This is a genomic window from Hoskinsella mucinilytica, from assembly GCF_045223415.1.
Lineage (GTDB): Bacteria > Bacillota_I > Bacilli_A > Erysipelotrichales > Erysipelotrichaceae > Hoskinsella > Hoskinsella mucinilytica.
On the sequence record NZ_JBEQZJ010000012.1, the window covers coordinates 19258 to 39668 of the forward strand.

The 20411-nt window shown below is 35.6% G+C and carries 19 protein-coding genes; 15 read left to right on the forward strand and 4 right to left on the reverse strand.

Annotated features, from left to right (window positions below):
- Positions 1–68 precede the first annotated feature (68 nt).
- Together UGRO018_RS05600 and UGRO018_RS05605 are read left to right on the forward strand one after the other, a co-directional pair.
- A complete protein-coding gene (locus UGRO018_RS05600; protein ID WP_416325481.1) occupies positions 69–1475 on the forward strand; it encodes a spore germination protein in 1407 nt (468 codons plus the stop codon).
- A gap of 58 nt (positions 1476–1533) precedes the next feature.
- Positions 1534–1872, forward strand: a complete 339-nt coding sequence (locus UGRO018_RS05605) for a hypothetical protein (protein WP_416325482.1) — start codon at positions 1534–1536, stop codon at positions 1870–1872.
- A 28-nt stretch (positions 1873–1900) separates the two neighbouring features.
- On the opposite strand, the gene UGRO018_RS05610 is transcribed toward UGRO018_RS05605, so the two are convergent.
- A complete protein-coding gene (locus UGRO018_RS05610; protein ID WP_416325483.1) occupies positions 1901–2248 on the reverse strand; it encodes a hypothetical protein in 348 nt (115 codons plus the stop codon).
- Between the two features lie 262 nt (positions 2249–2510).
- On the opposite strand from UGRO018_RS05610, the gene UGRO018_RS05615 reads away from it, so the two are divergent.
- From UGRO018_RS05615 to UGRO018_RS05670, 12 genes are all read left to right on the forward strand, one after another.
- Positions 2511–3716 (forward strand): diphosphate--fructose-6-phosphate 1-phosphotransferase, encoded by a 1206-nt coding sequence (locus tag UGRO018_RS05615; protein WP_416325484.1) that lies wholly within the window; start codon positions 2511–2513, stop codon positions 3714–3716.
- Positions 3717–4036: 320 nt separating this feature from the next.
- Positions 4037–5746, forward strand: coding sequence for an ABC transporter substrate-binding protein (locus UGRO018_RS05620; protein WP_416325485.1), 1710 nt, complete (start codon positions 4037–4039; stop codon positions 5744–5746).
- Between the two features lie 94 nt (positions 5747–5840).
- Positions 5841–6824: an ABC transporter permease gene (locus tag UGRO018_RS05625; RefSeq protein ID WP_416325486.1), complete on the forward strand. Its 984-nt coding sequence runs from the start codon at positions 5841–5843 to the stop codon at positions 6822–6824.
- Positions 6825–6839: 15 nt separating this feature from the next.
- Positions 6840–7754 (forward strand): oligopeptide ABC transporter permease, encoded by a 915-nt coding sequence (gene opp4C, locus UGRO018_RS05630; protein ID WP_416325487.1) that lies wholly within the window; start codon positions 6840–6842, stop codon positions 7752–7754.
- Between the two features lie 12 nt (positions 7755–7766).
- Positions 7767–8783 carry an ABC transporter ATP-binding protein gene (locus UGRO018_RS05635; protein ID WP_416325488.1) on the forward strand — a complete coding sequence of 339 codons (1017 nt, stop codon included), beginning with the start codon at positions 7767–7769 and terminating at the stop codon, positions 8781–8783.
- Between the two features lie 12 nt (positions 8784–8795).
- Complete coding sequence (locus UGRO018_RS05640; protein ID WP_416325489.1) at positions 8796–9779, forward strand: ABC transporter ATP-binding protein; 984 nt, start codon at positions 8796–8798, stop codon at positions 9777–9779.
- Positions 9776–9964 (forward strand): hypothetical protein, encoded by a 189-nt coding sequence (locus UGRO018_RS05645; protein WP_416325490.1) that lies wholly within the window; start codon positions 9776–9778, stop codon positions 9962–9964. The genes UGRO018_RS05640 and UGRO018_RS05645 overlap by 4 nt, the downstream gene beginning before the upstream one ends.
- Positions 9965–10060: 96 nt before the next feature.
- On the forward strand, positions 10061–10369 hold the full coding sequence (locus tag UGRO018_RS05650) for an MG284/MPN403 family protein (RefSeq protein ID WP_416325491.1): 309 nt from the start codon (positions 10061–10063) through the stop codon (positions 10367–10369).
- A gap of 109 nt (positions 10370–10478) precedes the next feature.
- The gene (gene ptsP / locus UGRO018_RS05655) at positions 10479–12179 is read left to right on the forward strand and encodes a phosphoenolpyruvate--protein phosphotransferase (protein WP_416325492.1); all 1701 of its coding nucleotides are present in this window, start codon (positions 10479–10481) and stop codon (positions 12177–12179) included.
- A 358-nt stretch (positions 12180–12537) separates the two neighbouring features.
- Positions 12538–13473, forward strand: a complete 936-nt coding sequence (locus tag UGRO018_RS05660; protein ID WP_416325493.1) for a substrate-binding domain-containing protein — start codon at positions 12538–12540, stop codon at positions 13471–13473.
- Positions 13470–14957, forward strand: a complete 1488-nt coding sequence (locus UGRO018_RS05665; RefSeq protein ID WP_416325494.1) for a sensor histidine kinase — start codon at positions 13470–13472, stop codon at positions 14955–14957. The genes UGRO018_RS05660 and UGRO018_RS05665 overlap by 4 nt, the downstream gene beginning before the upstream one ends.
- Positions 14935–16410 carry a response regulator transcription factor gene (locus UGRO018_RS05670; RefSeq protein ID WP_416325495.1) on the forward strand — a complete coding sequence of 492 codons (1476 nt, stop codon included), beginning with the start codon at positions 14935–14937 and terminating at the stop codon, positions 16408–16410. The genes UGRO018_RS05665 and UGRO018_RS05670 overlap by 23 nt, the downstream gene beginning before the upstream one ends.
- Before the next feature lie 251 nt (positions 16411–16661).
- On the opposite strand, the gene UGRO018_RS05675 is transcribed toward UGRO018_RS05670, so the two are convergent.
- Genes UGRO018_RS05675 through UGRO018_RS05685 form a run of 3 tightly spaced genes read right to left on the reverse strand, consistent with a single transcriptional unit; the run spans position 16662 to position 18866 of the window.
- On the reverse strand, positions 16662–16868 hold the full coding sequence (locus UGRO018_RS05675) for a hypothetical protein (protein WP_416325496.1): 207 nt from the start codon (positions 16866–16868) through the stop codon (positions 16662–16664).
- Positions 16834–17625 (reverse strand): MurR/RpiR family transcriptional regulator, encoded by a 792-nt coding sequence (locus tag UGRO018_RS05680; protein WP_416325497.1) that lies wholly within the window; start codon positions 17623–17625, stop codon positions 16834–16836. Before UGRO018_RS05680 ends, UGRO018_RS05675 begins: the two co-directional genes overlap by 35 nt.
- Before the next feature lie 32 nt (positions 17626–17657).
- Entirely contained in the window at positions 17658–18866 is a 1209-nt protein-coding gene (locus tag UGRO018_RS05685; protein ID WP_416325498.1) for a hypothetical protein, read from the reverse strand.
- Between the two features lie 211 nt (positions 18867–19077).
- Here UGRO018_RS05685 and UGRO018_RS05690 point away from each other — a divergent pair, with 211 nt between their 5' ends.
- A complete protein-coding gene (locus tag UGRO018_RS05690) occupies positions 19078–20388 on the forward strand; it encodes a PTS sugar transporter subunit IIC (protein ID WP_416325499.1) in 1311 nt (436 codons plus the stop codon).
- Positions 20389–20411 lie beyond the last annotated feature (23 nt).

Genomic DNA, 20411 nt, shown 5'->3' on the forward strand with positions numbered 1-20411 from the left:
ACAGAAAGAAAATGTAGAATGTGGTATAAAAAAGAAAGAAGGGAGCATCTTAACATCAGGTGATGTGAATGACATATGAAGAAAAAACAGCAAGTATAGATCGATTATTGAATGTAAAAGAGAATTTTGATATCGTGAGGAAGCCATTACAGACACAAGGGATATCCATGAGCTTGTATTTTGTAGATGGCTTTGCCAAGGATGAAATTCTTGAGAAAATGATGGAGTTTTTATTGAAGGCGGATATGAAACAATGTGTAGAAACACAACCCATTCAAACCTTTTGTGATTCTTTTTTATCCTATTTAGAGGTAGATGTACAGTCAGATGAAAAAGCCTGTGTGGTTTCCGTCCTTAGCGGATCTATTCTTATGATCGTTGATGGATATGAAGAAGGTATTATCATAGATGCCAGAACCTATCCGACTAGGAGCATGCAAGAACCGGAAGAAGATAAGGTACTTCGTGGTAGTAGAGATGGCTTTGTGGAAACTTTGATCTTTAATACTGCATTGATCAGAAGACGTATTCGAGATACTAGATTGCATATGGAATATACAAGTGTAGGAAGTGCAAGCAAAACAGATATCGTCTTATGTTATATGGATCATTTGGTCGATCAAGATCTGTTAGCTGATATCAGAAGCAAGTTAGCACATATTGAGGTAGAGGCATTGACCATGGCACAAGAAAGCATCGCAGAGGCATTGGTGCCACATCGATGGTTTAATCCATTTCCTAAGGTACGTTATACAGAACGACCGGATGCCGCCAGTTCTAATGTATTAGAAGGAAAGATCGTCATGATCATTGATAATTCACCTAGCGTGTTATTATTGCCTACCAGCTTTTTCGACTTTATTCAGGAAGCTCAGGATTATTATTTACCGCCAGTAACCGGAAGCTATATGAGGATCATTCGTATTGTTGTATTTCTTGTGACCCTATTGGTAACACCAATCTGGTATTATTTTAATTGCAATCCGGACATGACTCCTGCTTGGTTACGCTTTTCCTTGATACAAGATGATATGAATCTTCCTATCATTGTACAAATGCTTGTGTTAGAATTCGGAATTACAGCTTTGAAAATGGCAAGCTTAAATACACCAAGCTCTTTAAACAGCTCTTTCAGTATCATTGGGGCTTTGATTCTCGGTGATTTTGCGGTCAATGCAGGTTGGCTTGCGCCTGAAATTATATTATATATGGCGTTTGTAGCATTGGCAAATTTCACTCAACCAAGTGTAGAATTGGGATATGCGATTAAGTTCATGAGAATCTTGATGTTGATTTGTATTGCGATATTGCCAAGGTATGGCTTATGGATAGCGATGGTGCTTGTTTTGATCATTCTTTGTTCTACCAAAACGATTACCAATACCTCCTATTTATATCCACTCATTCCTTTTCACCCTCACGAATTTAAAATGATTTTCGCAAGAAAAAAATTAAAGAGCAGATACAAAAAATAAACGTACTGGTAAATCCTGAAGAAAGCATCTATAATAAAGATGGAAATGAGGGTTGATCATGAACGAGATGAAACAACTAGAACAAATGGCGGTACTGGAAATACTATGCCTTCCTCTTTATCTTTATACTTATGATATATTACCGGCAGCGTTTTGGATCCTTTTGATTCTGATGGATAGCTATGAACTTAAGCAATTGGATCTTTCATCCTTGTTGAATCAAATAGAAACACAAGAAAAACCTTCAAAATTGGGAATCATTTTAACGATCGGTTATGCTTGCGGTCTTGGTGTCGTTGCATTTAAAAATATAGCTTTGGCAGGTATCTTGATTGTAAATGAGCTATTGATCACACTTGCATCGTTTGTGAATCTAAAAAATAAGGATGAAAAGTAATAAAAAGCTGTGATTTGACAGCTTTTTATTAACGATCCTTTTGGAATTCCTGTTCACCTTCCTCATCGATTTCTATGCAAAGCAAACCATCGTGATCCATAATTCTATAGAATAAATAACACCATGTAGTTTCACAAGTCATTTTCTTTACTGCATCGGGAAACGTAAATGACCTTGACTTGTCATTTTCAAAATAGAACGTTAGGTCATAGTCTTTTTTCAGATTCGTTGTAATCAGCATGAAATGCTCTTTTTGATGAGCATTCATTTTCTTGACTTTGATTCCATCATATTCATGATAAGAATACCTTAAGTCGGATATGGTCATATCTGTCAGATTACGAATTTGTACATATTCACCTGGTGGGTACATCATAAATTTCATCTCCTTTTAATTTCTTTATATATGGTTAGATTATACCTATTTATAGCAATTGTCAATGGTTATTTTAAGAACCTGCATATATATCAAATGTGGTTGTATGGATGTAATCCCTCACTTTTTGTCATGTAAGCCTTTCTTCTTGATAAATAGTTAACGAATAAGGATAAAAAATGGAATAACAACTTTAAAAACAATAGATTATGTGCTAAAATAAACCCGTAATGTTAATTTTGTTAATAGGAGGAATTATAACATGGCAAATTGTTTAGTAGCACAGTCTGGTGGACCAACTACCGTTATCAATGCATCACTTGCAGGTGTAGTAAGAGCTAACCAGTTGAACCCGGTTTATGACCACGTATATGGTGGATTAAACGGAATCGAAGGTATCTTACAGGACCGTTTATATGATTTAACAAACATGAGTGAGTTAGAAAATAGAATTCTACGTCAGACTCCATCTTCTGCGTTAGGTTCTTGCCGTTACAAATTAAAAAGAAATGATGAAACTGATTATCGTAAATTAGTAGAAATCATGGACAAACATGATATTGAAATCATGTTCTACATCGGTGGAAACGACTCTATGGATACTGTAGATGCTTTGAGCCAGTGGGCAAAAGCAAACAACATCAACAAACGTTTTGTTGGTATCCCTAAGACAGTAGATAATGACTTAATGGTAACTGATCACTGTCCTGGTTTTGCTTCAGGTGCAAAATTCGCAAATGAAGTAGTGAATGCTACTTGGTTGGATTATAACGTATATACTCGTGAAGAAGTATTTATCCTTGAAACAATGGGTAGAGATGCTGGTTGGTTAGCAGGATCTACAGTTGTTACAGGAAGAGTAGATTTGATCGTATTGCCTGAAGTTGATTTTGATAAAGAAAACTTCCTTGCACAGGTTAAAAAATGCATGGAAGAAAAAGGTAAATGCTATATCGTAACAAGCGAAGGTGCTCACTATGCTGATGGTTCTTACATCGCTGCCGGAGAAGCTGTAAATGATGGCTTTGGACATGCAGTTTTAGGTGGAGCTGGTGAAAACTTGAAAAACATGATCTTGGAAGCTGGTATTGCTCCTCGTGCTAAAGTACAGGACTTAAGTACTGCAGCTCGTTCTAGTAACTTTGCTCAGTCATTGGTTGATGTTACAGAAGCATTTGAATTAGGTATGTCAGCACACGCAAGAAGTGCAAACGGAACATTCACAGGACATGTTGTAGCTGTTCAAAGAGAATACATTGATGGAAAATACAATGCTAAATTCATCTCAGGACCAGCTGAAGATTTCGCAAATCATGTAAAACACGTACCAACTGAATGGATCCTTCCAGATTACCAGGGATTAACTCAAGAATTCTATGACTATATTACACCATTGATTCAAGGTGAACCAACATTGATCATGGAAAACGGTATTCCTGCAACTGTAGTACCTTTCAATAAAAGATAAATAAAACCAAAGGTGGTTGAGTTATATGCTCAATCACTTTTTTTTCATGAATAGTCATTGTGTTTTGAATATCAAAATAATAAATTTAAAAAAATGAATATGTTCACGATTTGTAAACAAAATGGAAAAATGGCTACAAAATTGTAAAAAATATACTTTTTTAACAGTTAATGCTTACATTTTCATAAATTATGCATATTTTTTCAATAAAATGAAATATTTTACAAGATTTTCAAATGAAAAAATTGTTAAAATTATTGTAATTCTGTGTGAAGTAGTTTATAATTAGTGACATATCAGGAATGATAGGAGGGTAATTTATGAAAAAAATGTTAACCCTGTTGGTAGCAGGATTAATGATGGTATCTATGACTGCATGTGGTTCTAAAAGTGGGTCATCAGATGCAACATTGAGAGTAGGTTCACTGGAATTAGATGGTGTAATCTCTCCAATCTACTATACAACTGCATATGATGGATATGCTGTTGATTTGATTTTCGATTCATTATTGGACTACAATGCAAATTCTGAGCTTGTTCCAGAGTTGGCTGCAGAAATGCCAACCGTTAGTGAGGATGGTAAACAAGTTACATTCAAACTAAAAGATGGTTTGAAATTCTCTGATGGTTCAGATTTGACATCTGAAGATGTTCGTTTCACATTTGAAGTAACTGCAGACCCAAGCTACACAGGTCGTTTTGGTACAACAGCACAGAACATCGAAGGATGGGAAGAGTTCAACAAGAAAGGTTCAACTGTTGAACATTTATCAGGAATTGAAACACCTGATGAAAAAACAATCATTTTCAACTTAAAAGAAGCAAGAAACGATGCTGTAGCTGACTTAGGTACTACTTATGGAATCATTTCATATGATCAGTTCAAAGACAGTTATAAAAAAGGAAATACAAAAGCAATCGAAGAAGCTACTACAGAAACGATTGGATCTGGTCCTTATAAACTAAATAAATATGACAAAGCATCTGGTGCTAGCTTTGTAAAGAATGAAAATTTCACTACAAATGATGGTGCTTATGCTGTTAAGAACATTGTAATTCAGCACGTTACTGATTCTACTGAATTAGAAGCTTTAACAACGGATAGTGTTGACTTACTTCCAGCAAGCTTAAATGCAGATAAGGTATCAACAATTAGTTCTAAAGAAGGATATACTTACCATGATTATGCTCGTGCAGGTATCGGATATGTAACATTTAATACAGAAAATGGTGCTACATCTGATCCAGCAGTAAGAAAAGCATTGATTTATGCTATTAACCGTGATGGATTCAACGATTCATACTTCGGATGGACTGATGAAGCAAGTGATGAATTGAAAGAAATCAAATTGGGATATGCTCCAAAAGCATTTATCAACCCTGTTAGTTCTTTAGGTGATGTTGTAAGAGGCGAAAGAAAAATCGATGGTCTTGCAGATTACACTTATGATTTAGAAAAAGCAAAATCCATTCTTGATGAAGCAGGATGGAAAGTAGGAGCTGATGGTGTCAGAGAAAAAGATGGACAGAAATTAGAAATCAAATTCTTGGCATCTGAAGGAAACTCTGTACTTGAAACTTTGTTGCCATTGTTTGAAAAAGACTGGGCTAAAGAATTGGGCGTTGATCTAAAGAAAACAACAGTAGATATGAACACAATGTTCTCTAAATTAGAGTCTACTGAAGCTGCTTCTGAATGGAATGCTGCATTCCTAGCTGTTGGTTTCACAGGTACTACTTTAACTGAAATCAATACAATGTTCCATAGTTCTGATGATAGATTAAGCAACTATGCAGGATTAAAAGATGCTGAGCTTGATGCATTACTTGAAAAAGCACAGGGAACTGTTGACAATGATGGTGCAAAAGCTGCTTATGAAAAAGTATTGGTAAAAGCTATGGATGATGCTGCTTATTATCCATTATATGCAAACCGTTACTTCGATCTATACAATAACAGAGTTAAAAACTTGAATACAAGCTCTGTATACAGCTGGGCAAAAGCAATGGCTGATGTAACTATAGACTAAAGCTTAAAAGAAAACAGAAGTGATGAAATTGATAAGAGCAAGTCAAACAACTTGCTCTTATGTACGTTTTTAGATGATTGAATGAGGTGATCAAATGTTAAAGTATATCGTCAAAAGATTATTGAATCTGATCCCTGTGATTTTCGTAAGTTCTGTACTTATTTTTTCCGTTGTGCAGGCAATGCCAGGTGACCCAGTAACTGCTTATCTGGGATCAGGAGCTAAGGTGACTGCAGAACAGAGAGAAGCATTGCGTGAAGAATTGGGATTAAACGCATCCGCACCAGAGCAGTATGTACGTTGGGTAGGACGTTTTGTAACAGGTGATTTAGGACAAAGTTTGAAATTAAAACAACCAGTAGCTACCGTTATTGGTGATTATGTGTGGAATACATTCTATTTGAATGCAATTTCATTAATCATAGCATTGCTTGTCGCAATACCGGTTGGTATTAAACAAGCAGTGAAAAAAGGTGGTGCTTTTGATAATGGGATGTCTGTCTTCTCATTACTTGGAATCAGTGTGCCAACCTTCTTCTTTGCATTGGTACTGATTTTCTTTGTAGCATTGAATATACCGGGGTTTCCGATTAGTGGTATGAGAGATGCAACATTATCAGCATTTGGATATAATAATTTCTTTCAGGAAATAGCCGATATTGCCGTTCACAGTATATTACCTGTGATCGTGTTGGCATTTAGTACATTTGCAACATTTGTTCGTTATGTACGAAATTCTATGATTGAAGTTATCAATCAAGACTACATTAGAACCGCACGTTCTAAAGGTTTAAAAGAAAAAGTGGTAATCTATAAACATGCGTTTAGAAATGCATTGATTCCATTGGTTACTCTGCTTGGTTTATATATTCCAAGTTTGTTTAGTGGCGCTATCATATTGGAATCTGTATTTATCTGGCCGGGATTAGGAAAAATCCTTATCGATGCAATCAATGCTCGTGATAATTCACTGGTAATGGCTTGTTTGATGTTCAGTGCGATTCTTATGGTAATTGGTAATCTATTAGCTGATATTTTCTATTCGTTGGTTGACCCACGAATCAAGATAGATGAATAGAGAGGTTGGTAAGTTATGGCAAAAAAAGAAAAAGAAGTGATCCTGGATACAGGAGAGAAGATAGAATCTATTGGTCCTTGGAGAATTGCTTGGAACAAGTTTAAAGCGAATAAAATAGCGATGGCTGGACTTATCATCTTCATCATTATAGCATTATCTGTAATCATTGTTCCTATGTTGACAGGTGTTGATGTTACAGATTTAAATTTAGGAAACGGACATGCGGCTCCAAGTGGCGAGCATTGGCTTGGTACTGATAAACAGGGTCGTGATGTATTCTTCCGTTTATTCCTTGGAGGAAGAGTTTCCATCATGGTTGGAGTCATTGCGGCTTTGATTACCGTAGTTTTAGGTTGTGTCATTGGTGGTATTGCCGGATATTATGGTGGTATCGTTGATAACCTATTGATGCGTTTTTCAGAGATTATCTACTCTCTTCCATTTACACCGATGATCTTGGCTGTAAGTGCCGCATTGTTGTGGACACCTCAGGATCAAAAAATGTATATTGTTTCATTATTGATCGGTGCTTTATCTTGGCCTGGTTTGGCACGTCTTGTACGAGGACAGATTTTAACGCTTCGAGAACAAGAGTTCATGCAGGCTTGTACTTCATTGGGTATTAGTGATTTTTCTAAGATATTTAAACATTTGATGCCAAATGTGTTGAACTTAATTATCGTAAATGCAACGTTAACAATGGCAAGTGCCATTCTGACTGAGGCTGGGTTATCTTTCCTTGGTATGGGTGTTGTTCCGCCAACACCAACTTGGGGTAATATGATGAACTTAGCAAGAGATGCGATGATATTTAGAAATTATCCATGGGAATGGATTCCGGCAGGGGTCATGTGTTTATTGACTGTAATTTCCATCAATCTTGTTGGTGAGGGATTACGTGATGCATTTGATCCTAAGGAATTGAATTAGAGGTGAATATATATGTCAGTGAATAAGAAAATATTAGAAGTTAAGAATCTGCGTGTATATTTCAACACGAAAAAGGGTGTATCCAAAGCAGTAGATGGCAACGATTTCACAATGTATGAAAATGAAACTTTGGCAATCGTTGGAGAGTCAGGCTGTGGCAAGAGCGTAACTGCAATGTCAATTTTAGGTCTTGTTGGAAACCCTGGTAAGATCATGGAAGATTCCCAAATTATGTATATGGGTGATGTAGAGCGTGATGAAGAAGGAATCGATCTTTCAAAGTGTAGTGATAAGCAGATTCGTGATGTACGTGGAAATGGTATTTCTATGATATTTCAGGAACCAATGACTTCTTTGAATCCTGTTTATACAGTTGGGGCTCAGATTACGGAAAATATCCATCTTCATGAAGATGTGAAAAAAGAAGAAGCAGAGGCACGAGCAATTGAGTTATTGAAAACCGTTGGTATTTCAAGACCAGAAAAAATATTTAAAAATTATCCATATCAGCTTTCCGGTGGTATGTGTCAGCGTGTTATGATTGCAATGGCATTGTCTTGTAGTCCTAAGTTATTGATTGCAGATGAGCCTACGACCGCCCTTGATGTTACCATTCAGGCACAGATCCTGTCTTTGATGAACGAATTAAAAGAAAAAACAGGAACTAGTATCATGTTGATTACACATGATTTAGGGGTTGTTGCTCAGGTAGCTGATTATGTCAATGTAATGTATGCTGGTAAGGTAGTTGAAACAGCGGCAGTAGATGAATTGTTTGAAAATCCAAAGCATCCATATACGATTGGATTAATGAAGAGCATGCCAAGTTTGGCTACGGAAGGAACAAGACTTGCGACTATCGAAGGAAATGTACCAAATCCGCTTTATTTGCCTAAGGGATGCTACTTCGCTGATCGATGTGAGAAAGCAATGCCAAAATGTAGAGAATCACAGCCTGGCAAAGTAAAAATCAAATCCAGACATCATGTATCATGTTTCTTATATGATGAAACTGGATCAGATCAGTAGGAGGATTTGCATATGGAAAAGAAAAAAATATTAGAAGTCAAAGACCTAACCAAATATTTTCCACTTGGAAAAGGAAAAATAAAAGAAGGTCAGCCATGTGTTAAGGCTGTTGAAGGCGTTAGTTTTGATTTGTATGAAGGAGAAACACTTGGGTTAGTTGGAGAATCCGGATGTGGAAAATCTACGCTTGGTCGTGCAATTCTTAGATTACATGAACCTACAAGTGGTAGTGTTATCTTCAATGGCGAAGATGTGTTGAAAAAGAGTCGTAAGGAAATGAGAAAACTTCGTGAGGAAATGCAATTTATTTTCCAAGATCCTTACAGCTCTTTGAATCCTAGAATGAACGTATTCAATATCTTAAGTGAACCTTTGATTGCACATGGAATGTTTAAAAGAGGACCTGAATTAGAGGAATATATCAAAAAATTAATGGAACGTTGTGGCTTACCAAGCTATTATTGTTATCGTTATCCACATCAATTCTCAGGTGGACAGCGTCAACGTATCGGGATTGCACGATCTCTTGCATTGAATCCGAGATTTATCATTTGTGATGAGCCTGTAAGTGCATTGGATGTATCTATTCAATCACAGATCATCAACTTGATGATGGATATGCAAGAAGAAAAAAATATTTCTTATATCTTTATTTCCCATGATTTGAGCGTTGTAAAGCATATTTCTGATCGTGTTGGTGTTATGTATTTGGGAAGTCTTGTGGAAATTGCTGATAAAGATGAAATTTATGCGAATCCACAGCATCCATATACGAAGGCACTGATGTCCGCAATACCAATTCCTGATCCGAAAAGCAAGACACAAATGCATGCGATCAAGGGAGAAATTCCAAGTAATGTAAATATTCCATCAGGCTGTAAATTCCATCCTAGATGTCCTTTTGCGACAGAGAAATGTAAAGCAGAAGTGCCACAGGTAAAGGAAATCAAGCCAGGACATTTTGTTCAATGTCATTTTGCCGGAGAATTTGAATGAGTAAACCGGCTTTAAAAGATCTATTAAAGAAGAAAAAGAAAGACCCGGAAAAGGAATCGCAATTAGAAAAAGGTGATTTTCTTGCATTGTTGATTGCCGGAGTATCGGTGTTTTTCCCAATTTTGATTGCCGCAATCGTGATATTAGCACTCTTTATTTTTGGGTGGAATGCATTTTTCGGATAATCAAGTAAAGTTAGGAATAAAAATCCTAACTTTTTTTTAATTTTTTTAGGATTTTTACCTCTTGATTACGTATATATATAATAGAGAGGTAATTTTATGAGAATACAAGATAACGAAAAAAATATGAGCCATTTGGGAAGTATTTATCAAAAAGGAAAACAATTAGATGATCTAGATGAATTTGCATGCTTACATATGGATGAAACACTATATTATCGAAAGCAACTAAAAAAAGAATTTGATCAAATACTGGAAACATTACCATCTGTGCAATCTATGATCTTATGTAATGATTATTTGAATCCAGTTGAAGAGGACTGGTGGCGGAATTTTTATCCTGCTGGTAAGTATTACCGGTTGAAAAATATTGCAATCGACGCATTCTTTCATTGCTTATACACCTGAAAAATGTTATCATTTAATGTAGAGGTAGAGTCATGTAAGGGTATGCAACATCGTGATTTTACCAATAAAACTTTTTTATAAGTATTTAATACAAGAGGAGGATGTACTTATGTTAAAAGGTATTGCGGCATCTGCAGGGGTTTCTATTGCAAAAGCATATAAGCTTGAATCTCCAAAAGTTGAGATTGTAAAAAAAGAAGGAAATCCTGCAGAGGAAATTGAAAAATTCAATGCAGCGCTTGAAAAAACGAAAAAAGATATTGAAGGCGTAAAAGAAAGAGCAGCTGTTCGTTTGTCTGAAGAAGAGCTTGCAGTATTTGATGCTCATCTTATGATGGCAGGCGATCCTGAATTTGCATCACAGATCGTAGGGCTGATCGAAAATGAAAAAGTCAATGCAGAATATGCAGCTGACACAATCGCAAATCAGATGGTTGCTATGTTTGAATCCATGGATAATGATTATTTTCGTGAAAGAGCAGCAGATATCAAGGATGTTACATACCGTTTGAAATGTAATCTTTTAGGTTTGACAATTCCTGATTTAAGTGCAATCAACGAGGATTCTATCATTGTGGCATATGATTTGACTCCATCTGACACTGCACAGTTAAATGAATTCGTAAAAGGTTTTGCGACTAGTATCGGTGGTAAGACAAGTCACTCAGCAATCATGGCAAACTCTTTAGAGATTCCTGCTGTTGTTGGTTGTGGTGATATCCTATCCGCAGTAAATCACGGAGATACGTTAGTATTAGATGCTTTAGATGGTGAAGTATTTGTGAATCCGGACGAAGAAACAATCAAAAAATATGAAGCAAAAGCAAAAGCATATGCTGAAGAAAAAGAAGCACTAAAAGTTTTGGTTCATGCAGAATCCATTACAAAAGATGGTCACCAAGTTGAATTAGCCGGAAACATCGGTGGATTTAAAGATGTTGAAGGTGTATTGAAAAATGGTGGCGAAGGTGTAGGCTTATTCCGTACAGAATTCTTATATATGGATAATGACCATTTCCCAACTGAAGATGAACAATTTGAAGCTTATAAAGCTGTATTAGAAGGTATGGGCGGACGTCGTGTTGTTGTTCGTACATTGGATATCGGTGGAGATAAGAAATTATCTTATTTCGAATTCCCTGAAGAAATGAATCCATTCTTGGGTTATCGTGCCATCCGTTTATGCTTAGATCGTACAGATATCTTCCGTACACAACTTCGTGCATTGATCCGTGCTAGTGTTTATGGTAGACTTTGTATCATGTTCCCAATGATTGCAACTGTAAAAGAATTTAGAGATGCAAAAGCAATCTTTAATGAAGAAAAAGCAAAATTGATTGAAGAAGGTGTTCAGGTAGCTGATAATATCGAAGTTGGTATGATGGTTGAAATTCCTGCAGCTGCAGTAAATGCGGATAATTTCGCAAAAGAAGCTGATTTCTTCTCAATTGGTACCAATGATTTAATTCAGTATTCTATGGCAGCAGATCGTATGAGTGAACATGTTTCTTACTTGTATCAACCATATAACCCTTCTGTATTACGTCTGATCAAAATGACGATCGACGGTGCACACAAAGAAGGTAAATGGGCAGGTATGTGTGGCGCAATGGCCGGAGAACCATATGCAGTACCTCTATTGTTAGGTATGGGACTAGATGAATTCTCTATGTCAGCTACACAAATTCTGAAAGCACGTAAAATGGTTACAAGTCTTGATAAATCAGAAGCAGCAAAACTTGCTGAAGAAGCATTATCTCTTGCTACTGCAGAAGATGTATTGGCACTTGTGAAAAAAGCTGTTGACTAATTATTATAAGAAGAATGATGATGTTGTAAAACTGCATTTCTATGAGGATATGCAGTTTTTTTAAAATTTTACCATCACAATACATTGCTAAAAATGACAAGATATTACTTGTATAATATGATATACTAAAACAGTAATCAAAGATAAATCATCAAGACATAGACGTTTTCTTTAAAACCCTAATTTGGCAAACATGACCATAAGTTCAGAAAGCGAATATGCTACATGCTATGTGAGGATAGTAATGTAAAAGCTTGATGTTTATTTGAAAGAAATGATTCTTACAATCCCTTTCAAGAATCATTTTTTTTATAAGCAAATTATGTTAAAATAGAAGCAATGAAAGGGGATTTACAGGATGAAAAAACTTTTTCTGATACTATGTATCCTGCTGTTAACTACAGGATGTGAAACGGCGCAAAAGAAAGAGGATGAAGATCCTGTTTATTTTTTGTTTGCGACTCCTTTATCGACACATACCTTGTGGCTTCAAGCAAAAGAGGGTATGGAAGATGCGTGCAACGAATTAAATATCTATTGTGATTGGAAAGGTCCGACTTCCATTGATACCAATGAAATGGATCATGTTGTATTAGCAGGAGTGCTTCAAAAATGTGATGGTATCATTACACAAGGTGTCATTGATCCTGCATTGATTGAAAAGGGCGCAGAAGTTGGAATACCTTTTGTTCTTGTAGATTCTGGAATTGCAGATGCGTCGCCTTTAGCAACGATAACCAAAGATTTCACTCAGCAAGCAGAGTTATTGCTCAATGACATCGAAAAAACTTTGGGAGAAGAGGAAAAACTTTACATTGGTATCCAAGTATCACAACTAAGCTTTGATCTTGCACAAGAACAAATAGAAGCAGTCAAAGAGGTCTTTAAGAAGCATAAAGGAGGCTTTGAAATCACAGCAATCAGTGAATCAAAATCGGATAAGCTTCATGCACGAGAGGAATGGCAAAAAGTTTTGGATCGCCGTATGAATGTCGCTTTGAATTTTGCCGGTGAAAATGCTGCCGGCTGTGTGGAAGCGATGCAACAAAATGGATATCAGGGGACAATGTTGGTTTATGGAGTAGATGATATGGAAGATACGATTCAATTGATCAAAGAAGGTAAAATCAAAGGAAGTGTAGTAACAAGTTTTTATAATTATGGATATGAGGCAGTTTACCTATTATATGATGCAGTGGTGAATCATAAAACACTTGAAGATCCTGTCATAGGTGCACAACTGCAATTGATAGATAAAGCTTATTTGAACACAAAACAGGAGCTAAAAAGATGAAGAAAAATAGCTTTAAAAAGAAAATTTTATCCTACAACCTTTTACTGATTTCTATCATCCTTCTTGTCATAGGTATGTACATCATCATCAACAATCATACCTTAGAAAAATACAATAATACGTATACTGCATATAATCAATTGAATAAATTTTATACCAATGCCAAACTAATGAATGATTCTTTTAAAGGATATCTTTATAATCCGAGTGAGGAAAATTATCAAAAGTATGAAGATGCCAAACTTGAAAGTTATCAAAATTTACATATGGTCAAAACAAGCTTAGATAATTTGGATATCAAATGGCGATTTACATTACTGGAAAATATGTTAAATGCATATGTTGAGCAGGCTAAATTGGTAAAAGCAGAAAGCGAAAAGGTGATGAACACCTTTAATCAGGATTATGAAACTTTGAAAACTTATTATTCCTTACTTGATCAAACCAATGCTGATAGCTATGGGTATTTGATCAATGATATGCAACTACAAAAGGACGCAGTTAGAAAAAATCAACAGATCGTACAACTGGTTTCTGTATTTTTGTTGCTTTATGTAGGTATTTGGATGGTGTATTTTTCAGTAACGACAATCAAGTCTTTAACCGTACCAATTGAAAAGATCATCAAAAATATGAATCGGATCAAAAAGGGAACTTATGATCTTACGCAAATTTCAAATAGCAATAGCGAAATGAATGATTTATGCATCGCATTAGAGGATATGGCACAAAGGGTTCAAGAAAATTTAGCTTATGCAAATGAGAAAGCAGAACTGGAAAAGCGTGTTTTAGAACAGAGTAATGAGAATCTTAGAAAAGATGAACTGTTGGCACAAAGCGAATTAAAGGTGCTTCAAAATCAAATCAATCCTCATTTTCTATTCAATACGTTAAATATGATTTATAAAATGGCATATCAAGAAGGAGCCTCACAAACAAGTGAGCTTATGGAAAAAACAAGTCAATTACTTCGTTATGGATTAGATAGTGCAAATAAGATCAGTGATTTGGATAAAGAATTGACAGCTATTCAAAATTATAATTATATTCAGGAGAAACGTTATGGAGGAAGAATTCATTTTCATATCGAACGAGAAGAAGATGTAGAAAATATTGCAATGCCTAGTATGATCCTTCAACCTCTGGTAGAAAATGCCGTTACCCATGGTTTGAAGGATACTTTGGAAGATGGAGAGGTCAGCATAGAGGTTTGGACTTATGAGGATGAGGTCATCATCAGCGTGAGTGATAATGGGCAAGGTATGAAGCCGGAAGCGCTGGAACAAATGATCATGAATGATTTTCGAGTAGACACTAAGGATCGAAACCATCTGGGATTATATAATGTCACAAAGCGATTAAAAGGATTCTTTCAAGATAGAGTAAAGATTTTGGTAGATTCTGCCCCTGAATGTGGATTTGAAATTACGATAAGGATAAAAAAAGAAAAGGATGAGATGTATGACGAGAATATTGGTCATTGAAGATGAACAGATAGAACGAGAAACATTAGTGAATATATTAGAGAAAGGTATTGCGCATGTGGAACTTTTTGCCGCTAAAAACGGATCAGAGGCATTACAGCTTTATGAAAAAAAGCGTCCTTCCATCATCTTGGCTGATATCAATATCCCTCAAATCAGTGGATTAGAGGTTATCAGACGTATCAAAGAATATCATGATGATTGTGAATTTCTTATATTATCAAGTTATAATTATTTCCATTATGCTCAAGAAGCAATTCGCTTAGGTGTGGAAGACTTTATCCTTAAGCCATATAATATCAACGACCTGGTAAATGCTGTAACACATATCATTCAGAAACAAAATACAAAAAGTAAAGAGCAGGCCGCTAGAAGTGAATTAATGGAAAAGTTAGAAAAATACACTCCTATCATGGAAAATGAATGTTTTTACTCTATCTTATCCAATGAGGATGAATTGATGTTAAAACAGAAGTTACAATTATTAGATAAACATATCATCAGCGGATTTTGTGTCATTTGCATAGATAAGAGCACACAAGAACGTATCATGGAAGATATGAAAAAAAGAGGATATCGTATCTTACATGGACAACTACATGGGGAATATATCTTGTTTATTTTCTTTGATCATCCTATTTATCCAAGTGAGGAAAAGGAGTTATCCGGTTATTTTCAAACATTAGAAGAAATGAATGGAAAATTGCGTATCGGTAGCTTGGAAAAGGATATCGATATGTATGAGTCCTATCGTATGGCGAAACAAAATGAGATACAAGATTTTGCCAATCTACAGGATACAACAAAAAAAGAGGGACATGATAGAGAACAACTTATCGAACAAATGATACAAGCATTTGATGAATTGGATGAGGATAAGGTGAAGATGCTAATCGCTTCTTATGCTCAATTAGTGTTGTCTAAGGAAAAGGATCAAATGAATGAGGATATTCAGTTATTAATGGATAATCTTCTCATTCATTTAAAGGATACTTATGATCAAATTGAACTTAGTGCAATAGCTTCCAATCCCATCACATCAGTAAATTTTCAAGAGCTTATGCTGTATCTGCAAATGAATGTTATGAGTTATTATCAGACTATGAGTGTTTATCGCTTTAAAAATACCAATCAGTTGGTTAGGCAAGCATTGAAGTTCATTGATACCAATTATCGTCGTCCTATCACATTGAATGACATGGCAGAGGCTTTACATGTATCCCCATTTTATATCAGTAAGCTATTGAATACGAGCATGAAAAAAACGTTTACCGAACTGATCAGTGAACGTCGTGTAGAGGCAAGTAAAGAGCTTTTAAAAACCAATAAAAGAATCAAAGAAATTGCTTATGAAGTTGGATTTCAAGGTCAAAACTATTTCACTAAGATATTTAAAAAATACACAGGAGTCACACCTAAAGTATATAAAAATACCTTTGAGAATGAATCTTAATCAAGCACTTTTTCAAAAATAAGTATCAAAAACAGAAGAAAAAGCTAGAATTTTCTAAAAATAGCAACAAATTGCTATAAATATGTTGTATAATATAATACGCAGATAAGACCAATCATACTATCTGCAATACCATAATGTAAGGTTGTTACCAGCCAACCTTAAATTAATCCTTTTTCTTTAAAAAAGTTCCCGCTTCTCCCAGAGCGGGGCCTTTTTTATATATATACAAAAAACAGGAGGATCCTGTTTTAACGTTGTTCCACATTAAAGTAGAGTGCTTTAAATCTGCTGTCTGCTTTCAAAGCCTTCTTCAATTCTGATGCGAATGTTTGATCATCATTTGATGTAAATTGAAGTGATAAGCCTTGTTTCTTTACAAAGTGAATGCTTTCATCATATGCCTCAGCAAATTGGATAATATCATCCTGTAACATTGCGCAATTGATTAAGATCATCGTTTTTTTCTCCTTTCTCTAATTCTTTAGCGACATAACTCGTTAGTAAGTCAGCGAATACCAGGAAGAATACCTGATTTTCTAAATATTTATGCATGTTTTGATTACGACTATTTGGTAGCCAGATCATATGTTTTGCATATTTACGGATGGTTGTCTTCTCATTCATGGTTATCAGAATGATAGGAATATCCTTTTCTTTATATTCGTTGATAAAGTCCTTCGCACTTTCACCCTCCGCCGTAAATAAGATGATGATGTCTTCTTTTGTGATGAAGTGTTTGACTTCGTGACGATCATCACTACTAAAAGCCACAGAAGGCTTCGCTAGTTTCAACATGTTGTATTGAAATGATTGCGCAGGTAGAAAGCTTTTATGCATACCAATGCTCACAACTGTCCTTGCATAAGCGATTTCTTGAGCTATGGTAATTAACTCTTCTTCTTTTAAAACATTTTGCATCATCAAGATCAGATTGCTATAGGCTTCAAGAATGGTTTCTTGACTATCCTCATTTGTTAAAGATTGTTTTTCACAACGGTAAATGTCAAATTTAAATTCATTGTAAGAAGGATAACCCAGCTTTTGTATAAATCTAGTCAAAGAGGCCTGTGAAATGCCGTATTCTTTAGCTAAGTTGGTTACAGTTGCGTTTCGAAAAATAGCATCTGCATTTTTATTGATTAGCTCTACGATGTGCTGATCTGTTTTTGTAAAGGAACCTTGTTTCAATTCCATTAATTCATAAGGATTCATATTTATCACCTATAGGTATGATAACGGATTTCTTATTTATAATCAACATAAATACGTGATTTACTTTCTTTTATCACTTTTTGAATGAATTTATCAGCCTCACCTATTTGAAGTCTGGAATTGAAGGTTTCAAAATATTTACCATACTGTTCTTCTGGGACAAGATAATTGCAATAATTACCACTATAACAAATCAAAATAACGATTTTATCTGGAAAAGCCTCTTTGATCTTTTTTCCAAAAGCGCTTAAGATATCACCCGGTAGTGTGATCAACAAAAGCTTGCCATAATCAATGACATCAGCATGTAGATGCATTTCAAATCGCCCAAAACTTTCTTTGATATCACATTTATGCAAATACAGAGAGGAAACAGGAGATTCTGGGTTTTCTTCAATCTGTTTTCTGATTGCCTGATGCACAGGATCATGTTTAAAATCGGATATGCTAATATAATCTACAGACCAATGTGAACATGTAGTAAGTGTTAGATCGTCAGATACCTTTTTGTCATAAAATTGCGAAACAATGTTGGAAGAGGAACTTTCCAGACTTTCAGTACCATTTCGATAAAATCTTGTAGATACATCGCCACATGTGCCATTACTGATCAATACAGGAGCATGTAGTTTTTCCTGTAATCGATTTCGAATATGTCCTAATAAATCAGCGCTTAATAATAGATTGTCGCCATTCAATAAAGTAGGATGTGTACTAATATTCGCAAATCCTCCAATACATGTTTCGCCTTGTACAAATTTTAAAAGATGAAAAGATTTGTCGCTCCAAGATTCTTTCACATTACGATTACCGTAAATACCATCGATCATGCAATGTTCATAGATCAATTGACATGGTTTTAAATGTTGTACACAATATTGAAGGTCTTGAATGATCTGTTGCTTTAGTTGCTTTGTTAATTCACTTTCCGCTGCTACTTGTTCAAATGTTAATTTAAAGAAGCATGGGGCACTATGTGTATGGATACAACTAATCAAAATAAGTTCTTGTGCAATTCCAGTTGCTAAAGAGACTTCTTTTTTGATATCCTCCACAAAGCTTTTTTCAAGACAGATACAATCTATCATCGCAAGCAGAATCGTTGTCTGTTCTACTTCTAAAGCCATATAGTTGACTTCTATGGGATCTAGTACCCCAATACTTTCTTTCTTTCTTTCATACCCACCCATCCTGCAGGGACGTTGTGGAGTTACATCTGTTTTAGAAAAACAAACGTTCATGATAACCACCTCTTTTTTACACTTTTATTAAAGCACACATTTCCAATAAATGCAAATTTAATTTAAAAAATTTAAAAAAGTATTGAATGGTTCATTCACATGTGCTAGACTGTAAATGGGGTTGGAAGCGATAACATCCCTCAGGTGCACATGTAGGATACCATCGCTAACTCATTATGATAACAGTGAAAACTGGAGAGGAGAAAGGATTATGTCTGAATCAAAACAAGGAATTATGGATAAATTCCAAGGATTCATGGAAGAGAAAATTTTGCCATTCGCTACAAAACTGGGAAATCAGCGTCATATGGCAGCTATTCGTGATGGAATGTCAATCTTGATTCCATTAACGATCATCGGTGGTATTGCAATGGTATTGGCGATTCCTCCCGTACCAAGTGGTATAGAAAATACAAACTTCTTTTATGGCTTTTTATTAGCATGGCAATCATGGGCGGCTACCTATAACGCTACCTTAATGGTTCCTTATTACCTAACCATCGGTATCATATCAATTTACGTAGTTGCAGGGGTATCTTATCGTCTTGCAAAATCTTATGATATGGATGGCATCAATAACATGATAGCAGCTTTGCTTGTATTCTTATGTATTGCCGGTTTCCCTGATGGAGCTACCATTCAAGCCGGACAGTTAGGCGCCAGTGCAATGTTTACAGGATTATTGATTGCGATGATCGTTGTGGAAATCAATCGTATCTTTATAAAGAAGCATATTTGTATTAAAATGCCTGCAGCGGTTCCACCAAATGTAGCAGCACCTTTCAACGTACTTCTACCTTTGGCATTTAATGTTATTTTATTCTTAGGTTTGAATATGGTTAGTACTGAGCTTGTTGGTGGTGGACTTACTACATTGATTTATAAAGCATTCCAACCATTTATTTCAGCTTCCGGAAGCTTGCCAAGTATCCTATTGATCAACTTCTTGATGACAACATTCTGGTTCTTCGGTATCCATGGCGCAAACATGGTGTCTGTTGTAACTAGTCCGATCACTACCATGGGACTAGCATTAAATGCAGAAGCATATGCAAATAATTTACCTTTGCCACAGATCTTCTCAGGAGCAGTTAATAGCGTATTCGGAAATTGGATCACTTATACGGCAATGCTGATCGTAATGCTGTTGGTATGTAAGTCAGCACAAATGAAAAGTGTATCTCGAGTCGCTTTGATTCCTACACTATTTAATATCAATGAACCGATGATCTTTGGTATTCCAACAGTATTGAACGTCTTTACTTATATGCCATTATTGATTTGTTCTATGGTTAACTTCTCAATAGCGTATTTGTTAATGGATGCGAACATCATCGGACGCTTCTTTGTAACGCTACCATTTACGGTACCAGGACCATTACAGGCTTTCTTGGCAACCATGGATTGGAAAACCATCGTTGTTTGGTTTGCGTTGCTTGCGTTAGACTGCGTCATTGTGTTCCCATTCTTAAAAACATACGATAAGCAGCTACTTTCAAAAGAAAACGAAGAAGAAGCATAAAAAGGAACTCGGCTTGCTGGTAA

Coding starts and splice junctions, on each gene's coding strand:
- opp4C (WP_416325487.1), top strand. CDS start 6,840: ATGGCAAAAAAAGAAAAAGAAGTGATCCTGGATACAGGAGAGAAGATA.
- UGRO018_RS05600 (WP_416325481.1), top strand. CDS start 69: ATGACATATGAAGAAAAAACAGCAAGTATAGATCGATTATTGAATGTA.
- UGRO018_RS05645 (WP_416325490.1), top strand. CDS start 9,776: ATGAGTAAACCGGCTTTAAAAGATCTATTAAAGAAGAAAAAGAAAGAC.
- UGRO018_RS05620 (WP_416325485.1), top strand. CDS start 4,037: ATGAAAAAAATGTTAACCCTGTTGGTAGCAGGATTAATGATGGTATCT.
- UGRO018_RS05675 (WP_416325496.1), bottom strand. CDS start 16,868: ATGATCTTAATCAATTGCGCAATGTTACAGGATGATATTATCCAATTT.
- ptsP (WP_416325492.1), top strand. CDS start 10,479: ATGTTAAAAGGTATTGCGGCATCTGCAGGGGTTTCTATTGCAAAAGCA.
- UGRO018_RS05615 (WP_416325484.1), top strand. CDS start 2,511: ATGGCAAATTGTTTAGTAGCACAGTCTGGTGGACCAACTACCGTTATC.
- UGRO018_RS05640 (WP_416325489.1), top strand. CDS start 8,796: ATGGAAAAGAAAAAAATATTAGAAGTCAAAGACCTAACCAAATATTTT.
- UGRO018_RS05665 (WP_416325494.1), top strand. CDS start 13,470: ATGAAGAAAAATAGCTTTAAAAAGAAAATTTTATCCTACAACCTTTTA.
- UGRO018_RS05660 (WP_416325493.1), top strand. CDS start 12,538: ATGAAAAAACTTTTTCTGATACTATGTATCCTGCTGTTAACTACAGGA.
- UGRO018_RS05635 (WP_416325488.1), top strand. CDS start 7,767: ATGTCAGTGAATAAGAAAATATTAGAAGTTAAGAATCTGCGTGTATAT.
- UGRO018_RS05650 (WP_416325491.1), top strand. CDS start 10,061: ATGAGAATACAAGATAACGAAAAAAATATGAGCCATTTGGGAAGTATT.
- UGRO018_RS05625 (WP_416325486.1), top strand. CDS start 5,841: ATGTTAAAGTATATCGTCAAAAGATTATTGAATCTGATCCCTGTGATT.
- UGRO018_RS05670 (WP_416325495.1), top strand. CDS start 14,935: ATGACGAGAATATTGGTCATTGAAGATGAACAGATAGAACGAGAAACA.
- UGRO018_RS05605 (WP_416325482.1), top strand. CDS start 1,534: ATGAACGAGATGAAACAACTAGAACAAATGGCGGTACTGGAAATACTA.
- UGRO018_RS05685 (WP_416325498.1), bottom strand. CDS start 18,866: ATGAACGTTTGTTTTTCTAAAACAGATGTAACTCCACAACGTCCCTGC.
- UGRO018_RS05610 (WP_416325483.1), bottom strand. CDS start 2,248: ATGATGTACCCACCAGGTGAATATGTACAAATTCGTAATCTGACAGAT.
- UGRO018_RS05690 (WP_416325499.1), top strand. CDS start 19,078: ATGTCTGAATCAAAACAAGGAATTATGGATAAATTCCAAGGATTCATG.
- UGRO018_RS05680 (WP_416325497.1), bottom strand. CDS start 17,625: ATGAATCCTTATGAATTAATGGAATTGAAACAAGGTTCCTTTACAAAA.